The 15,288-nt window shown below is 62.7% G+C and carries 13 protein-coding genes; 6 read left to right on the forward strand and 7 right to left on the reverse strand.

Translation table 11 applies throughout. The features are described from left to right. Window positions 1–29 precede the first annotated feature (29 nt). Both N0B51_RS10450 and N0B51_RS10455 read left to right on the forward strand, forming a co-directional pair. Window positions 30–2,852 (forward strand): CHAT domain-containing protein, encoded by a 2,823-nt coding sequence (locus tag N0B51_RS10450; protein WP_259962293.1) that lies wholly within the window; start codon window positions 30–32, stop codon window positions 2,850–2,852. A 270-nt stretch (window positions 2,853–3,122) separates the two neighbouring features. Beyond that, window positions 3,123–5,087, forward strand: a complete 1,965-nt coding sequence (locus N0B51_RS10455) for a serine/threonine-protein kinase (protein WP_259962294.1) — start codon at window positions 3,123–3,125, stop codon at window positions 5,085–5,087. Window positions 5,088–5,102: 15 nt separating this feature from the next. On the opposite strand, the gene N0B51_RS10460 is transcribed toward N0B51_RS10455, so the two are convergent. Next, a complete protein-coding gene (locus N0B51_RS10460) occupies window positions 5,103–5,276 on the reverse strand; it encodes a hypothetical protein (RefSeq protein ID WP_259962295.1) in 174 nt (57 codons plus the stop codon). 145 nt (window positions 5,277–5,421) lie between these two features. Here N0B51_RS10460 and N0B51_RS10465 point away from each other — a divergent pair, with 145 nt between their 5' ends. Then, on the forward strand, window positions 5,422–6,183 hold the full coding sequence (locus N0B51_RS10465; protein WP_259962296.1) for an OmpA family protein: 762 nt from the start codon (window positions 5,422–5,424) through the stop codon (window positions 6,181–6,183). A 305-nt stretch (window positions 6,184–6,488) separates the two neighbouring features. On the opposite strand, the gene N0B51_RS10470 is transcribed toward N0B51_RS10465, so the two are convergent. Further along, window positions 6,489–7,343, reverse strand: coding sequence for an HTD2 family dehydratase (locus N0B51_RS10470; RefSeq protein WP_259962297.1), 855 nt, complete (start codon window positions 7,341–7,343; stop codon window positions 6,489–6,491). 810 nt (window positions 7,344–8,153) lie between these two features. Here N0B51_RS10470 and rfbD point away from each other — a divergent pair. After that, entirely contained in the window at window positions 8,154–9,032 is an 879-nt protein-coding gene (gene rfbD, locus N0B51_RS10475) for a dTDP-4-dehydrorhamnose reductase (RefSeq protein ID WP_311201839.1), read from the forward strand. Between the two features lie 177 nt (window positions 9,033–9,209). Here rfbD and N0B51_RS10480 read toward each other — a convergent pair whose 3' ends face one another. After that, window positions 9,210–9,389 (reverse strand): hypothetical protein, encoded by a 180-nt coding sequence (locus N0B51_RS10480; RefSeq protein WP_259962298.1) that lies wholly within the window; start codon window positions 9,387–9,389, stop codon window positions 9,210–9,212. A gap of 30 nt (window positions 9,390–9,419) precedes the next feature. Continuing rightward, window positions 9,420–9,578, reverse strand: a complete 159-nt coding sequence (locus tag N0B51_RS10485; RefSeq protein WP_259962299.1) for a hypothetical protein — start codon at window positions 9,576–9,578, stop codon at window positions 9,420–9,422. A 433-nt stretch (window positions 9,579–10,011) separates the two neighbouring features. Here N0B51_RS10485 and N0B51_RS10490 point away from each other — a divergent pair, with 433 nt between their 5' ends. Continuing rightward, window positions 10,012–10,560, forward strand: coding sequence for a PilZ domain-containing protein (locus N0B51_RS10490; RefSeq protein WP_259962300.1), 549 nt, complete (start codon window positions 10,012–10,014; stop codon window positions 10,558–10,560). 355 nt (window positions 10,561–10,915) lie between these two features. Here N0B51_RS10490 and N0B51_RS10495 read toward each other — a convergent pair whose 3' ends face one another. The 3 genes from N0B51_RS10495 to ctrA form a co-directional block, all read right to left on the reverse strand. After that, window positions 10,916–11,617, reverse strand: a complete 702-nt coding sequence (locus tag N0B51_RS10495; protein WP_259962301.1) for a hypothetical protein — start codon at window positions 11,615–11,617, stop codon at window positions 10,916–10,918. Next, complete coding sequence (locus N0B51_RS10500) at window positions 11,614–12,012, reverse strand: hypothetical protein (RefSeq protein WP_259962302.1); 399 nt, start codon at window positions 12,010–12,012, stop codon at window positions 11,614–11,616. The genes N0B51_RS10495 and N0B51_RS10500 overlap by 4 nt, the downstream gene beginning before the upstream one ends. 548 nt (window positions 12,013–12,560) lie before the next feature. Beyond that, a complete protein-coding gene (ctrA, locus tag N0B51_RS10505; RefSeq protein WP_259962303.1) occupies window positions 12,561–13,256 on the reverse strand; it encodes a response regulator transcription factor CtrA in 696 nt (231 codons plus the stop codon). 243 nt (window positions 13,257–13,499) lie between these two features. On the opposite strand from ctrA, the gene N0B51_RS10510 reads away from it, so the two are divergent. Next, on the forward strand, window positions 13,500–14,996 hold the full coding sequence (locus N0B51_RS10510) for a putative bifunctional diguanylate cyclase/phosphodiesterase (RefSeq protein ID WP_259962304.1): 1,497 nt from the start codon (window positions 13,500–13,502) through the stop codon (window positions 14,994–14,996). Window positions 14,997–15,288 lie beyond the last annotated feature (292 nt).

The raw sequence follows: 15,288 nt of genomic DNA on the forward strand, positions 1-15,288 counted from the left end.
CGTCAGCCCTCGCCTGCGGTTCGGAGCGGGTGGTCACGCTGCAAGATTTCGAGCGTGCAGTCGCTCGTCGCTGTGTCGACCCGGGCCTGGGCTATGTTGCGGTTATCATCGATGCCGAGCGCGGGCGCGGAGCGTACCAGTTGGCCGCTGCGCCCAATGCGGTCGGGGCGGCCTACCAGGCTCTGCGTATCGTGACCGGCCTGGACCTGCCCGAGAATGCGACTTCCGATCGTCGACCAATCGACGTATCGTCGCTCGAGGCCCCGGAAGAAAGCTTGGCGAGGGTCAACGCGGAAGCCGGGGCCGAGAGCCTTGACGCCATACTCGGTCGCGGCACCGCGCTCAACTTTCGCGGGCTGAGTGCAGATGCGTCCCGCTATCTGATAACCACGCTCGGTCGACTTGATGATCAGGCATCACCGATTACCCGTGCGTCGCTCATGCTCGAGGCAGGTCTCGCCGATTCAAATATCCAGTTCTTCAGCAGTGCGGACAAACTCTTCGCCGACGCCGGCGCGCTCATCGCGACGCTTGATTCCGACAATCAGCGCATCTTGCGGGCAAAGCTGCAAAGCTATCTGGGTTTGCATGCGCTGAACCAGAGAGATTTCGAGACCGCTCGACGCATCTTGCGCCCGCTGGTCAACGGAACCACGAGTTCTGGCGGCGCCCTGTCGGATCCGAACACGCTTGTGCAACTGAACGCGGTAACAGCGAGTTCGGACGATATTCGCTCGGTTATCTCGCTCGGGAACGAGCAGGACAAGCGCGACGCGTTTCTGAGCGTGCAGGCGGCCTGGGCGCTTAGCGTGGCCGAGCTTTCGCTGGGCAACGCGCAGTCCGCGCAAGCGGCACTCGATCGCGCGCAGGAGAAATTCAGTCAACTTCGTGCCGTGTTGAAGGCCGAGCGGATTCGCGACGACGGCATAATGTGGATGAGCGCGCGGCTCTTCAGGCAGGACGGCCGCATTGCGGCAGCACGTGGCAATTACGACGCGGCATTCCAGTCGTTCGATCGGGCGATTGCTGATCTGACGCGCGGCGCGTTGGCCCGAGCGGGGACGGGGACGGAGCCGGCCATAGCCGAGTTTCAGCTTGAACGTGCAGCTTTGGTGGCCCGCGCGGGTCGTCCCCAAGAGGAGATCGATGCCGCGTATGAGAAGGCGGTGGATGCGTTGTTGCTTGCCCGTGAGGAAAGTGCCGCGTTCGCGACCAGCGCTCTCATTCCGTATCTTGATCGACTGGCTGAACAGGCAGAGGCGGGCAACACGGATGCGGCGGCAGAGTATTTCCAGGCGCTTCAGGTCAGCGGCGAGCCGGGGGCTGCCCGCCAGATAAGTCAGTTGCAGACCATCGTCGCGGCCGATGGTATTACCGGCAGCCTGCTTCGTGACCTGGAAGAATTACAGCGATCCCTGACTGAGACCGACCTGCTGCTTGCCGAGGCGCGTGCAGCGGGCCAACCGACCGACGCTCTTGAGCAGCGACGGTCCGATGTCCAGGCGCAATACTTCGAGCTGGATGCTAGGGTGCAGGCTGACGCCCGGCTGAGTCCGGTCACTAACCGGCCCGCCAGCCTCGCGGAAGTCAAGTCCGTACTCCGGGATGGCGAGGCGTACGTCCGCTTCAACGTCATCGGTGACCGCATCTTCGGGATACTGATCGACACGGCGAAGTCGCACACGATCAGACCGGCGCAGGATGTTGATGACGTTTTGATCGTCAGCAAGCGCCTGCGCGATTCAATAGATGGTGGGATCGCCTACGGACGCGTCCCCGAGTTTTCCGTGACTAACGCCGTCGTGCTGTACCGAATCCTGTTCGGCGAGGTCGACGCGCACATCGAGACGAAGTCGGACCTAGTGGTCGATGGAGGTCAAGTGCTCAACGGGCTTTCTCCCGCCGTGCTGGTGACTGATCCGACGGCAGTTCTCCAGTTTACAAGGCAGGCGGACAAGCTCGACTACACAAACGTCGCGTTTCTCGCGAAGCGATTAACCACCAGTGTCGCTATTTCACCGCGCAGCTTCGTGGCATCGCGCACTCTATCGCCTTCGCGCGCGGCGCTGCCGCTTATCGGTTTTGCGTCGCCCGATCCCCTGCCACCGGGGGCGGCGACGCAGGATTTGATCCGGGTCGGACCGTGCCTCCTAACCCCGGCTACGATTGGCGAGCTTACCAACCGATTTGCGCCGATCCCCGCCCGCGAGATCCAACTGGCAGCAACTGCCCTCCAGGTTGGCCGCGCGCCCGTGGTTTCTAACACCTCGTTCACCGATACCGCGGTCCTGAAGATGGGCGCATCGGGAGGCGACCTGTCCAACTACAAAGTCCTGCATTTTGCCACCCACGGACTTACCGAGGGACAGTTTGGCTGCCCCGACGCGCCTGCAGCGCTATTGACGTCGCTCGGCGCCGGTGGCTCGGACATGCTGCTCAGCTTTGACGAAGTCGCGCGGCTGCGACTCGACGCCAATCTCGTGGTGTTGTCTGCCTGCGAGACTGCGTCCGCGATCGGTGAGCGCGCATTGCAACTTTCTGGAGAAGCGCAGCCAGGAGCCACCCTCGAAGGCTTGGTACGGGCGTTCTTCAGCGCAAACGCCCGCGCGGTGATGGCGACCTATTGGGAATCGTCGAACCGGGGGGACAGCGAGGTGTTTATGCAGCGCTTCTACGCCAGCGGTCGAACCAACAATATCGCGACCGCGCTCAACACCGCGCAACGTGAATTGATGTCGGTCCAGAGCAGTTCGCATCCATTCTTCTGGGGCGGGTTTTTCGTGGTGGGCGACACCGACAACTCGATGTTAGCAGGGGCACCGATTGACGTCGCGGTGGCAGCTGGAGGATAGGTCGCCGATGCCGGCCTGCGCGCGTCGCAGCGACGCGTGCGCCACACCGACTGCGGTGCCATGGCCGTCGGTGAGCGAACAGTGCAGGATTGATCGCGACATCTCGTGCGCTGGCAAAATGCTGGCAGAACTTGATTCCTGTTTGGTCCTGCCCGAAAGTCTGGCACGCGACGAGCGAGAGGAACCTTCAATCATATCAATCCGGGAAGGTCAGTCCCGGCCCGCCCGCGGCGATTTACCTGCCATCGGAATGGAGGCGCAGTGCCTTTCATGACGGACAACGACAAGAGCAATGACGGGCATCGTGCCAGCTTCGGGCCAACCCGCGGCGAAGATGGATCGAAGAATGGTGGCCCCGCTTCGCGTGCGTCGCCGAAGGGCAACCTAGGGGAGGCAGCTGCGCCACAATGGTCTCAACCGGCTCCGCCATCCCGAGCAGGTCCCGGCGAGATCGGTGTTGGAGAGACCCTCATCGGTCGATTCCGTCTCTCCAAGCTGATGGCACGTGGGCGGACGGGGGAAGTGTTTGAAGCAGAGGATATCGAAGCCTCTGGGCAACGGGTCGCTATCAAGGTCTTCTCGTCCGATCTTGCCCGAGACGATTCCGTCCGAACGCAGATAGCGAACGCAACCTCAACGCTCACGCGTATAGAGCACGAGGCAATCGTGGCTTACCGCGAGGCTGCATTTGACCCGTGGGGGCGCCCATTTGTCGTCATGGAATTCATCGACGGGCCGAGCGTCGAGGAGCGCCTCGGCAATATCTGGCTGAGCGATGAGCAGTTCAGCGCGATGGCTATTCACCTCGCGAGCGGACTGGGGGTCGCGCACCGGCTCGGCATGGTCCATCGCGGCATAGCACCCGACAGTATCCTTCTGGCGGGCGGCGATCCGATGCGGTGCAAGATCATCGATTTCGCTATCGCAGCAGCAGAGCCTGAAGATGGCTTCGTGGGCAAGTTCAAATACGTCGCCCCCGAGCAACTCGGCGAATACGATGGGCAGATCGGTCCCTGGACGGACCTGTACAGCCTCGCGCTCACGCTACTCGCGATTGCCAGTGGACGCGATGTCGACATGGGCGACTCGATAGCAGAAGCGGTGCGCAAGCGTTTGTGGCTGCCTGACCTAGCGGCGATTCCCTCCAGGTATCGATTGGCCTTCGAGCGTGCACTCCATCCGGAACCCGCGATGCGCCCACGCTCCATGGACGATTTTATCAACCTCCTGAAAGAGGTGAGGACCAGGGGTGGAACAAGTTCCGCTTCGACCGATGCGCATGAGTTGCCTGCTCAGTCTCCGCTACCGTCCGCCGGGACGGGCGCTTCGAGTGGCGCTGTGTCGCAAGCACCTCTGACGGGGCGCCGCATCCCCAAGTGGGCTCTGATTGGATCGGCAGCGGCGATATTCCTGGTCGCGACCGTCTTGGTCGTCATGCTTGCAACGGGAGGGGATGTGGGCCTGCGCAAGGGTGACAAATCGGGTATTGATAGCGCGACGCCCGAGATTGCGGCGTTGGCAACGTCTCTCGCCAACAGGCAGCCGTGTGCCTGGCTCACTTTCGAACCGGCAACTGGAAAAGGCCCGCAATTTGTCGGAGGTGCAGGAAACCGATCAGACGCGCAGAGCGCAATCATGCTGGGACTGGCCGACGCGCAGGCCGGCGGCGGCTCTGTTGGTTGGGACGAGGTCGTGTCGTTCGATCAATCCCTGTGCGGGGCGATCGACGCGCTGCGCCAATTCCGGGCGAACGACGATCTCGTGACATCTCCCAAGAGGACCTACGTGGCCGCGGAAAAGGACATGATCCTCTCGGATGAATATTCGCTTGGGCAGGGTATGTGGACGCAACCCTTGCTTCGGGTTGGGGGTCTGCAGCCCGACGAAGACCTGATCCTTCTCGTGATCGAGGCCGGATCCAAGATGCAGCCCCTGTTCAGCGGCCGCGAGGCCGGGGAGGGGGTGGTCCAGTTGCTGTCCGGAACCGTGACTCAGGATGGATTCGAGGTGCCCTACCCCGCGAAACTCGAACAGCCGCCGAAGGAAGGCTACGGGATCGCCGTCGTCGCTGGGAAGGGACCATTCCCCGTCGATTTGTTCGGTGATGCCAACGATTCGTCTCCCCGTGTGCCACTCGATGCTGGATGGCCTGATCGGTTCGGCCGCGCGGCGCGAGCCCACGGGTGGAGAACCGATATTTTCTGGTTTTCGGTCACCGATGGATCGACCGGCTAGGGATCGGTTCCTTCGCTAGAAAGCCGAAACCGAGCTCCTTCTCTTGTTTGAGCTCGGATGGATGTCCTGATCGAGCGGGGTTGACCTTCGTCGAAACCAGACCATCGGTAATTCGAGATCGGTCGTCGTGCGCACGTCGAAGGATGCGCGGCGAAGCGTGGCGGGCTCTTTTCGCCACTGGCCGAACATGGGGGCGTCCTTGTCTTTCGATAATCTGGGTGGTATGGTGCACCAGGAATGAGGCTAAAGCCTTCCCAAGACATTCAGGTCGCGTCCAAGGGCGGTTTAGGCGGGGGGGCCGCTAGCGCATATTCGTCCTGCTTCGGAGGTGACGATGAAAGCCTGGTACTTAGTTCTGTCCCTTGTCAGTGGCGTCCCGGTCGCTGCCGCCGCCCAGACAAGCTCGGAAGATGTTCGGGCCGCGGAACTGGCCTGCCAACTGGCGGGTCTGTGCGGCGAACTCGCGCAGCAGGAAGCCGATCGCGACAAGCAGGAAATCGAGGGCGTCGAGACCCGCGGCTTGCCCTCGATCGGTGCGCTCAAGGCCGCCAGCAAGGGCGCGCCGAGCGCGCGTCCCAAGACCTCGTCGTCCCGCTCGACGGCTTCGCAGATTAGCGAAGCGTCGAGGGCCAGGGCCACGCGCACGGCACGGCGGAACATACCCGCCGCGAGCGTTGGGCGTGCTCCACCGCTGGCAAGGACGCCGGTCGCCGCGCTTGGCTCGACCGCGGCTGACATTCCCGAGTCGCTCGCCCGTCGTGCGCCGCTGTTCATTACCTTCGATGTCAACTCGGCTCGGCTGACGAAGGAATCTGTCACCGAGGTCAAGAGCTTTGCCAAGGCGCTGGCCAATATCCAGGCGTCGGGCATGGACAAGCGCTACCGGATCGAGGGCCATACAGATTCGACGGGGAATGCCGACTTCAACCGGAAGCTGTCGCTGGATCGTGCCGAAGCGGTACGCGAAGCGCTGATTGCGGAGGGTGTCGAGGCGTCCCGCATCGAGGTGGCAGGTTATGGACCCGATCAACCGATCGAGGGCTACGACAATACGGATCCGGTCAACCGCCGCGTCGAGGCGGTCGAGATCAAGTAGTCGGTCCGTCAGGACTCTGGCAGACGCGAGGTCCTCGGGGCTGAGCCGGGATCTGGTGTCGTATGGTGCTGGTCGGCTTCGGGGGTGTCGTTGAAGCGTCTGCCTCCCGTACCCCGGGCACGGCTCCCGTGCATTTCCCTGATCGGGTTGCTATGAGATGCGGCATGACCTTGTTTGTTCACCCACTTCGTGGCGGTGAACTTGCCTCGTGCTTCTGCCCTTCGCTGGCCGCAAGCGGCTTTGTCGCCGAGCGCCCGGTCCAGATCCCGATCGACAAGACCCATTGGTTGCAGCTGATAGCGCGCCTAGGCGGGGACGAAGTCTGCCCGCATCGCCACTTCCCCATCACAGCGCACCGCTTCCACCACATTCACGCCTGCTCCTCGCAGGTAGATTGGCTGGGACAGGAACAATGGCGCCCTGGCCTGGAAGGAAAACTGGGCGAGCGATCCTGCCTGCATGGCGAATGCGGCAAGCCGCGAAGCCGTGAACGGACCTTGCACCACCAGCGCCGGATAGCCTTCGGCTTCGCGCGCGTAGGGCAGGTCGTAATGAATGCGGTGGCCGTTGAAGGTCGCCGCTGAGAAACGGAAGAGGTTTACCTCGTCGGGTTGCCAGATCTCGCCCGCGGGGCGGTGGGAGGCGCACACGGGCATTTCGATCGGCGGCCCGTTCGCTCGGTAGAGATAGCGCTGGCGCTCGCGAATGCAGGCGCGACCAGCTTGTTCGATCGTTCGATCGACCTCGACGAGGACCAGGTCACCGCTGCGGCCCCGTTTGTGGCTCACTCCTGCGATGCGTGAGACCTGGTCCGCTTCGCTTCCCAGAATCAGCGGGCTGTCAAACCGGATCGTCCCGCCAGCGAACATGCGGCGAGGCAGGCTAACCGACGGCAGGAAATCGCCGCGCCGCGGATGGCCGTCGGGGCCGATCTCGCTGTCCCTGGCGTGGGGCGGGAAAAAAGCCCAGTGCCCGAGCGGGGGCGACCGGTGCTCGACGTCGTCCGGGGCCCCGGTCGCGAGGGCAAAGCGTCGCAGCGGCTCCGCGCCAAGCACCTCGGTTCGGGTTTCCGTTCGACCGATGGTCTTTTGCCACTCCGCCAGATCTGATGCGGAGACAAAAGGCGCTACAGAGGCATTCACAGGCATGTTCCGGTTCATCAACTGTCGCGGAAATCGATAGGGGGGAGGCTCGATTGGTCCAATCGGAAATTTGGTTTCCAGGTCTGCGCGCAGGCGCTCAAGCAACGATCTAGAGATCAACGTTCGTGCGCGGACGGGCTGGGGGAGGTCGCAGCAAGCAGAGCGTGAGCGCGTCGCCGGCATCAGCACCAGCGAACACATCGTGTACAAATCAAGAATTGGCTTCATCAAGGTTGATGAGAAAATGGTTGCGGGGTGTATTTCCGGGTACAGATTAGGAACTAGCTCGGTGACGGGCACACAAGGCGCCTCGTTCTGAAACCCGCTTGAGAGGGCAAGGATATTGTGACTGGCGCGCGATGCAGCTTACGCAAAACTCCGTATCTCGATCTACACTGGCCCTAAGGGGCGCCGTCCTATCGTCGCTCTGACGCCAGCAAGAACCCCTAACAGTCTTGGCGAGCGTTCACCGAGAGGCTGCCCGGCCAACATCGGGCCGCCAAATTCGGTGCTCATGGGAAAATCGGGGACGGCTTTTTCGCGTGAGCCGCCCCGAACCCCAGGTCGCCCGCAGTGCCGGCCTTCCATCGCCAAGAGCGCGCGTGAGGCGGCCGTTCTCGTCTTCGAGCGGGAGTGGAAGTTTTTTGCCTCCGGCACCGCCACCCGCCATGCTTTCGCTGCCCGCGCAAAGTTCCTGGCATCCTGCACACTCCGTTCCAGCCTGACACACTCGATGTCCGGCTTTAAAGCTATCGTGCAAGGTGGTCTTACCGACGCCTCCCGGGATGAATTTGCACTCGCGTGCTGCGTCGTGCATGCGCGCGGTCGTTGATCGGCGAAGGACAGACACGCGCGATGAAGATCATGGTGACCGGCGCCGCGGGCCAACTCGGCCGCGCCCTTATCGCGAGTGCGCCGCCATCGGCCAACATTATCCCCACGACCCGCGATTCCCTCGATCTCGCGGACCCTTCCGCGGTATCCCGTGCGGTGTCCGAGATCCGGCCGGATATCGTGGTGAACGCGGGCGCCTACGTCGCGGTGGATCGCGCCGAGAGCGAGGAATCCCTAGCGTACGCGATCAATGCCGGTGCAGTGGAGGTCCTGGCCGGCATACTTCGGGAAACGGGCGGTCGCCTCGTACAAGTGTCGACCGACTTCGTGTTCAGCGGCGACAGTCCGCGTGCATGGCAGCCTGGCGACTTGCGCGCCCCACTTTCCGCCTACGGCAGGTCGAAGGCTGCTGGAGAGGATGCCGCTGGCGAGGACGCGATCATCATGCGCACTGCATGGGTCCACGGCGCGGGTGGGGCGAACTTCGTGACCACCATGCTGCGCTTGATGCGCGAGCGCGACGAAGTGCGGGTCGTTTGCGATCAGATCGGCGCCCCGACATGGACCGGCACTCTTGCGCGCGCGATCTGGGGCCTCGTGGAACGCGACGCGGTCGGCACCTGGCACTGGAGCGACGCGGGAGTTGCCAGCTGGTACGATTTCGCGCTCGCGATCCAGGAGGAGGCGCTGGTGCTCGGACTGCTCGATCGCGCGGTCCCGGTGGTCCCGATCCAGACCAGCGAGTATCCCACTCCAGCGACCCGTCCGGCGTTCTCCTTGCTCGATTCGAGCGCGACGCGCCAAGCGCTGGGCTTTCGGGCGATCCACTGGCGCGAGACCCTTCGCCAGCATCTTCGCGAAGTGACCGCCTGATCCGACGGGATACCGCGCGTGCGATCGCGCTTCTTTCTCCCGGCCGCCAAGTCCGCACTTTACACGCGCGGTGTGGCACGTTGGCGCGAGAGCGTGCGGCCCATGTGCGAGGCGGGGGACGCGCGGGAGAGACGAGGAACGCGGCGGGCCGCGCACATCGCGAAGGTGGCCGCCGGGTCAGTGCAGCGCGGTGACCGAGACCGCACAGGTCGTGCTGTCGATGGTCGCCTGCGCCTGGGTCAGCCACCGTCTTCCCGCCGGGCCGACCGACCAGTAGGCGATGGCGAGGCGCAACCGTTCGCGGTGATGCGGATCCTGGCCAAGCAGGTCGACCGTGTAAGTATGCGGTGCTGCCATCGCATGACCGAGCGCGTCATCGATCGGCCCCTACGGCCCGGACAGCGCGGCGAGGCAATGGTGGCTCGTCAGATCGGGTCGGCCCAGCTGCGGTGACGGATGGATCGCAGCGAGCGCTTCGGTGGTTACTGGCGCGGGCTGCAGCGCCAGCGGAGCGGCACCGATCGTGCTCGACGAGACAATAGCCAAACTCGCTGCGCGCAGCCTGGCAGCAAGTCGGTTGCGCGCCCCGCGGCGGCGGAGGATGTGGCTCCGCGTTCGATGTGGTCGGGCGTGCATCTTCGAAATCCCCCCGGTCCCATCAGTACCCTGACATGGTTAATGGATGGGAAATCGCTATCTGCGCTTTGCGCGACAGGCGATCCGGACGGCCGGTCCAGGCACGCGGCGGCCGTCTATCGAGGGCGTCGTGTAGGAAAGGTCCGGACGATCTGCATGTGACCAAATGCCAGCTTGGTGGGCAGGCAAGGGCCGAGCCGAGCCGGGAATCGCCTGAACGCCCCGGACGCCTTTCGGGGCTTACCGTCTGTCGGAGGTTGCGTCCTGCCTTGTCCGCGAGCAAGGTAGCGCCAGGTGCGGCGCTGAGCCCTCTTGAGATCATCGCTGGGCGCGGGGCGGACAATTGAAGGAAGAATGTGCCTTTTTTGTCGCGCGTGCAGGTGCAATCTGGGCGTGCTTTCTCGACGGCCGGCCCGCGGTCAAGCTCGGCGGCGAAGACGAGTTCTGGCAGGCGGTGAGTCTGTTTTACGACGAGCGGAACCCCCATTCAGAGACCGTTTCCGCGACCCATACGCCGCCACCGCCACCGCCAACCCCGGCACCGGAGCCGGAGTCGGCCGAGCCAGATCCTGACGAGCCGGGCCAACCCCGTACCGTCAACGAGCGGTCGGCCGAGCGGCACGCCGTGTCGATCGTGGGCCGGATCTTCACGTCGGGCGGCAGCAGGGAAGCAATCGTCGGGGACCTCTCGTCGACGGGTTGCCGGTTCGAGGATTACTCGGACCGCAGGATCGAGAAGGGCGCGCACTTGACGGTCAAGATCGGGACGGTAGGGCCGATCCCGGCGACGGTGCGGTGGAATCGCAGTCCCATTGTCGGGGTCCAGTTCGACGCACCGCTGCATCCTTCGGTGCTCGAGCACATCCGCCTCCAGTTTGGCCGAGCGAAGTAAGCGAGGGGCATGGCTTCCAGCCGAGTTCACTCCCGAAGGCTTCACCGTCTGCTCGACCGATCATGGCGCAGAGGGCTTGGACCTCGGCCAGATCTACGAAAACGACATTATCCTGCTCGACCTGGACCCGCCCGACATGCTGCGCGATCCGGGCAAAAGGGCATGGGCCGCATGACCAGCGCGTACATGTATGGGCGCGCCAAGAGCATCGATGCCGCCGGGCATTCGGCAAACTCTCGTCAGCGAGGGACCCGGTGCGGCGCGATTGCACCCGAGTACGACTGCTCGCGCCCGAGCGCCGTGGGTCATCATGAGCGATGAAGCGGCGCGCCGCGATGGGCGGAGGCGTGCAGGCCTAGTCCGACCGCTCCACCGGAACTACATTGTAACGCCTTAGCTCGTCCTGGCTGAGACAATACCGGGTCGCGGGATGCGCTGCAGATTGAACCGCGCTCTGCTTGTACATGACCTCGGTGAGCAGCTTCCGGCTCACCCCCATGCGGATCAGGAAGTCGTTGTCATCGCTTGCGAGCTTGGCACTGGCCTGCTCGATTTCACCGATCAGTTCCGCCGCTGCACTGGTTCCTTCAGCAATGGTCTCCTGGATGACATCGCGCTGGTTGGTGTGGGTGAACATGTGAACCACGAAATGTCCGCCGGGTTCGACAATCCGCCGGTCGCCGCCCATGAACACGAAGTTGCAGGCCGAGAAACAGGCCCACCCCGACGGGATCCGTGCCAGCATCCCCGGAAACGACCGAATGACCTTCCCGGCCGCGTTTCCCGCCGCGGCATCACCCCCTCCCGAGCGTAACCAGATTTCGGCAAGTTCGTTATCTGCTTCGATCGCGGCGCGAAGCCGCGTCGGAAGCGAGGCGTCGATGCGGCCTTCCGCAAGCAGGACCCTAGCCCCGTTCCGCGTAGCCGGTGTCAGCGTCATTGCGGAGGCAGGACCGAAGTCGAAGTCGGCCGGGCATGTCGGATTGACCGGGTCATTGGCTGCCGCCAGAAGACCGGCCGCCGCGACAAGTCCAAGCGCACCGGACAGCCGCATCATGCGATCAGTGCATAGCGCGCTGCGGGGGGCTTGCGACACATCCGCTTGTCGGCGCGCGTCTCTTCTCCGCGGACGATGATGACATCGGACACGACGAGACATTGCAACCCGTCGTCGTCCTGGTCATTCCGGGCGACGACAGTCGACGTGCCGGACACGTTCGACCGGGTGTTCGAGGTCCATGCTGAGGAAGATCCGACAGCTACATCGGCTTCGACGCCTTCTCCACGCGTTGCTTCGAGCGTTGCGAGTGCGGCTTGCTTCTGCTCCTCCGGATCGAGCTTGCAGGCGATCGCTGCGGTTAGCTGGTCGGTCAGGCCAGGAATGGGTATCCAGCCCGAAAGACCAGAACGCGATGCTGCCGATCCTGCCAGCGAGCCGAGGATGGAGCCCAAGGCCTGGGACCCTGCGCTGCGCGACTTGCCCTTCGGGCATCCATCGGGTGTGGACTCGGTAGGTGGTTTAAATGCTCGCGAATACCGTCCAGCACACCCTGGATGATCTTGCCGATTGCCTGGTCGTTATCCGCATCCTTCAGGCGCAGCAACTCGGTCAGCGCGACATGAGTATTGCGGTGAGGCATCAAGCAACTCTCTTGGTGACCCATTCAAAGAGATATCCATAAGACACGAAGTTTACGATAATTTGAACCCCCCTCTGGGGCAGGTGAGGAAGCCGTGTCCAGCGACACGGCAGACCCGCTCCTGTGACGAGTGGATTTTACTTCACAATGCGTCCAACGCCGGGCGGCCCTTCGGGATCGCGTGAGGGCTGGAAGGCCTGGGGGGGCCTGCCATCGCAGAGGCAGGGCTACCCACGTAACGGCGATGCCAGATGGGTTCTGCCTGGCCGATCCCGTAGGGCTGTCAGAACCGAATGCTGAACGAGCGGTGCGCTGTTTACACAAAGCTCGGGAACTATTGCAGTGGAGTTTCCCGATAGATCAGGCTGCCATGGCTTCTTCTTGTGGATCATTGAGGACATATCCGCGACCCCAGATCGTTTGGATGTAGTTCTCGCCCCCGCAGGCGTGGCTCAGCTTCTTACGCAGCTTGCAGATGAACACGTCGATGATCTTGAGCTCGGGTTCGTCCATGCCGCCGTAGAGGTGGTTGAGGAACATGTCCTTTGTGAGTGTCGTACCCTTGCGGAGGCTGAGGAGCTCGATAATGGCATATTCCTTGCCGGTCAGGTGGACCCGCGCGCCGTCGACTTCGACGGTCTTAGCGTCGAGGTTTACCGCCAGCTTGCCGGTGCGGATGACCGACTGCGAATGGCCCTTCGAGCGGCGGACGACCGCATGGATGCGTGCCACCAGTTCCTCGCGGTGGAACGGCTTGGTCACGTAGTCGTCGGCACCGAAGCCGAAACTGCGGATTTTCCAGTCCATGTCCGCCAATCCCGACAGGATCAGCACCGGCGTCTGCACCTTCGCGACGCGCAGCTTCTTGAGCACGTCGTGTCCGTGCATGTCCGGCAGGTTCAGATCGAGCAGGATGATGTCATAGTCGTAGAGTTTGCCAAGATCGCAGCCCTCCTCGCCGAGATCGGTCGAGTAGACGTTGAAGCCCTCGGTAGTGAGCATGAGCTCGATCGCCCTTGCCGTCGCCGGCTCGTCCTCGATCAGCAGAACTCGCATGACATGTCCCCTCGCGAAACGAATGACGCTGATCTGAAGGAAATTGGTTAACAAGGTACTAAGGCGCCGAAAGATCTCGCCGAGCAGGTCAGGCTGGGTCGCTATCCCATTTGAAGCGGGGTAGGCACAGGCAAGCCCACCAAAGCAACCAGCAGTCTTTCGGCACCCGCGAAATCCCCCAAAGTCCCCGCCTATGCGAAAACTTAACCTTTATTCGCAATAGATGGGCATTCGAGGGGCCGAATGCACAATCGAACTCTGACTTTCCTGCTGACAAGTGCAACCGCGGCGATGATCGCGCTGACGGCCTGCGCGCTCTATCTGATCGATCGCGGGACGATCGCCTTGGCCACAGGTGGCTCGAAGATCTGGCCAATGGTCCTGACATCGAGTTGCGCCACCCTCCTGGTAATGGCCCTGCTGCAGGACGAGCTACGGAAAATGTACAGGGAACTTGCTGATCGCGAGGAGCAGGCGCGACTGGACGCACATACAGATCCGCTTACCGGGCTGGGCAACCGGAAGTTCCTGTTCAACGAATTGGAGAGGCTAATCCCTGATTCAGGAACTCAGACCATCGCGCTGGTCCTGATCGACCTCGACAACTTCAAGCGCGTCAACGACACGCGAGGTCATCTTGTCGGCGACGGCCTTATCAAGGCTGTGGCAGCTCGTCTTTGCGTGATACATCCCGATGCGGTTCTCATACGTCTCGGCGGAGACGAATTTGCCCTCTTGGTCCAGACCCAGCATGAAAAGGGCCTCGACGAGGCCTGCCAGAGACTCGTCGAGGCTTTCGATGAGCCGTTCCTCGCAGATGGCGAAGAGTGCATGGCGAGCGGAAGCCTGGGCGCTGCGCTGCTGCGCCCGGACCTTTGTCCTTCCGAACTCCTGCGCAGGGCCGATATTGCCATGTACTGTGCGAAGCGGGAGCGGTGTGGCTTCAGGCTGTTCGATGAGGAAATGTCTCAAGTCGCTGCCCGTAAAGCTTCGCTTGCGACTGACTTGCGATATGTAATCCGCTCCGGACAGGGTCTCACGACCAGCTTTCAGGGTATCTATTCCCCGAGCGGGGATCTTCTGGCCATCGAAGCCCTGCTGCGCTGGCGGCACTCCACGCATGGGCATGTTCCTCCGCCCGAGATCATTGCGGTCGCAGAAGAGATCCGGCTCATCAACGATCTTGCGCTTGTGGTCGCGAAGCAATCCTGCCGCGCCGCGCAAGCCTGCAGGGGGATTTCGGTCGCCATGAACGTCAGTCCCATGCAGCTCCTCGATTGTCGGTTCCGCGAGGAACTCGAAAGGATCGTGGAGGAGAGCAACATCTCCGCCCAGCGAATCCAGCTCGAAATCCGGGAAGCCGACTTCGTCGATCGAGGGGGCGGAATGCGGGAAGCGCTGGCAGGCCTCAAACGTGCAGGGTTCAAGATCGCGGTCGATGACTTTGGCGCGAGCACGTCATCTCTAGCGCACCTGCAAACGCTCGGGGTCACCATCCTGAAGTTGGATCCAATGGTCCTCCGCAGCTCGCGCGAAGTTGGGAGCATTGCAGTAATGCGAGCAAAGGTGCAGCTGGCACAAGCGCTGGGGATGAAGGTCGTGTGCGAAGGCGTCGCCGATGAAGCCGACCGCACCGCCGCGCTGCTCTCGGGCTGCGACATGTTGCAAGGTTACCTCTTCGAAGAACCACGTGAGCTCGCTGCGTTCGTTCTCGCCATATCCAAACAGGCGGCGGCCTGAGACAGCGCGCCGACAGATATCGGTGATATTGCTGCCGATCGGCCGGTCTGCCTCGCAGCGGAACTAAGCCTTGTGGATAGGACAGCCGGCAGCTCCCCATCAAGGCGGGATGGCTGCTTCGGTGGCCGGGATGCGACGGAGCTTCATGTCAGATTCGGGCCAAGAGGCTGGGTGTGCCTGGCCCGTTCCCTGGCTGGCCAATCTTGTCCGAGGAGTAGAACGAAACCTACTTCCCATTAGGCCTGCGATGCAGATCCACGTAACAGGAAACGTTGCGAGAACGTTGAAACGA

This window comes from Tsuneonella litorea, from assembly GCF_025154015.1.
GTDB lineage: Bacteria > Pseudomonadota > Alphaproteobacteria > Sphingomonadales > Sphingomonadaceae > Tsuneonella > Tsuneonella litorea.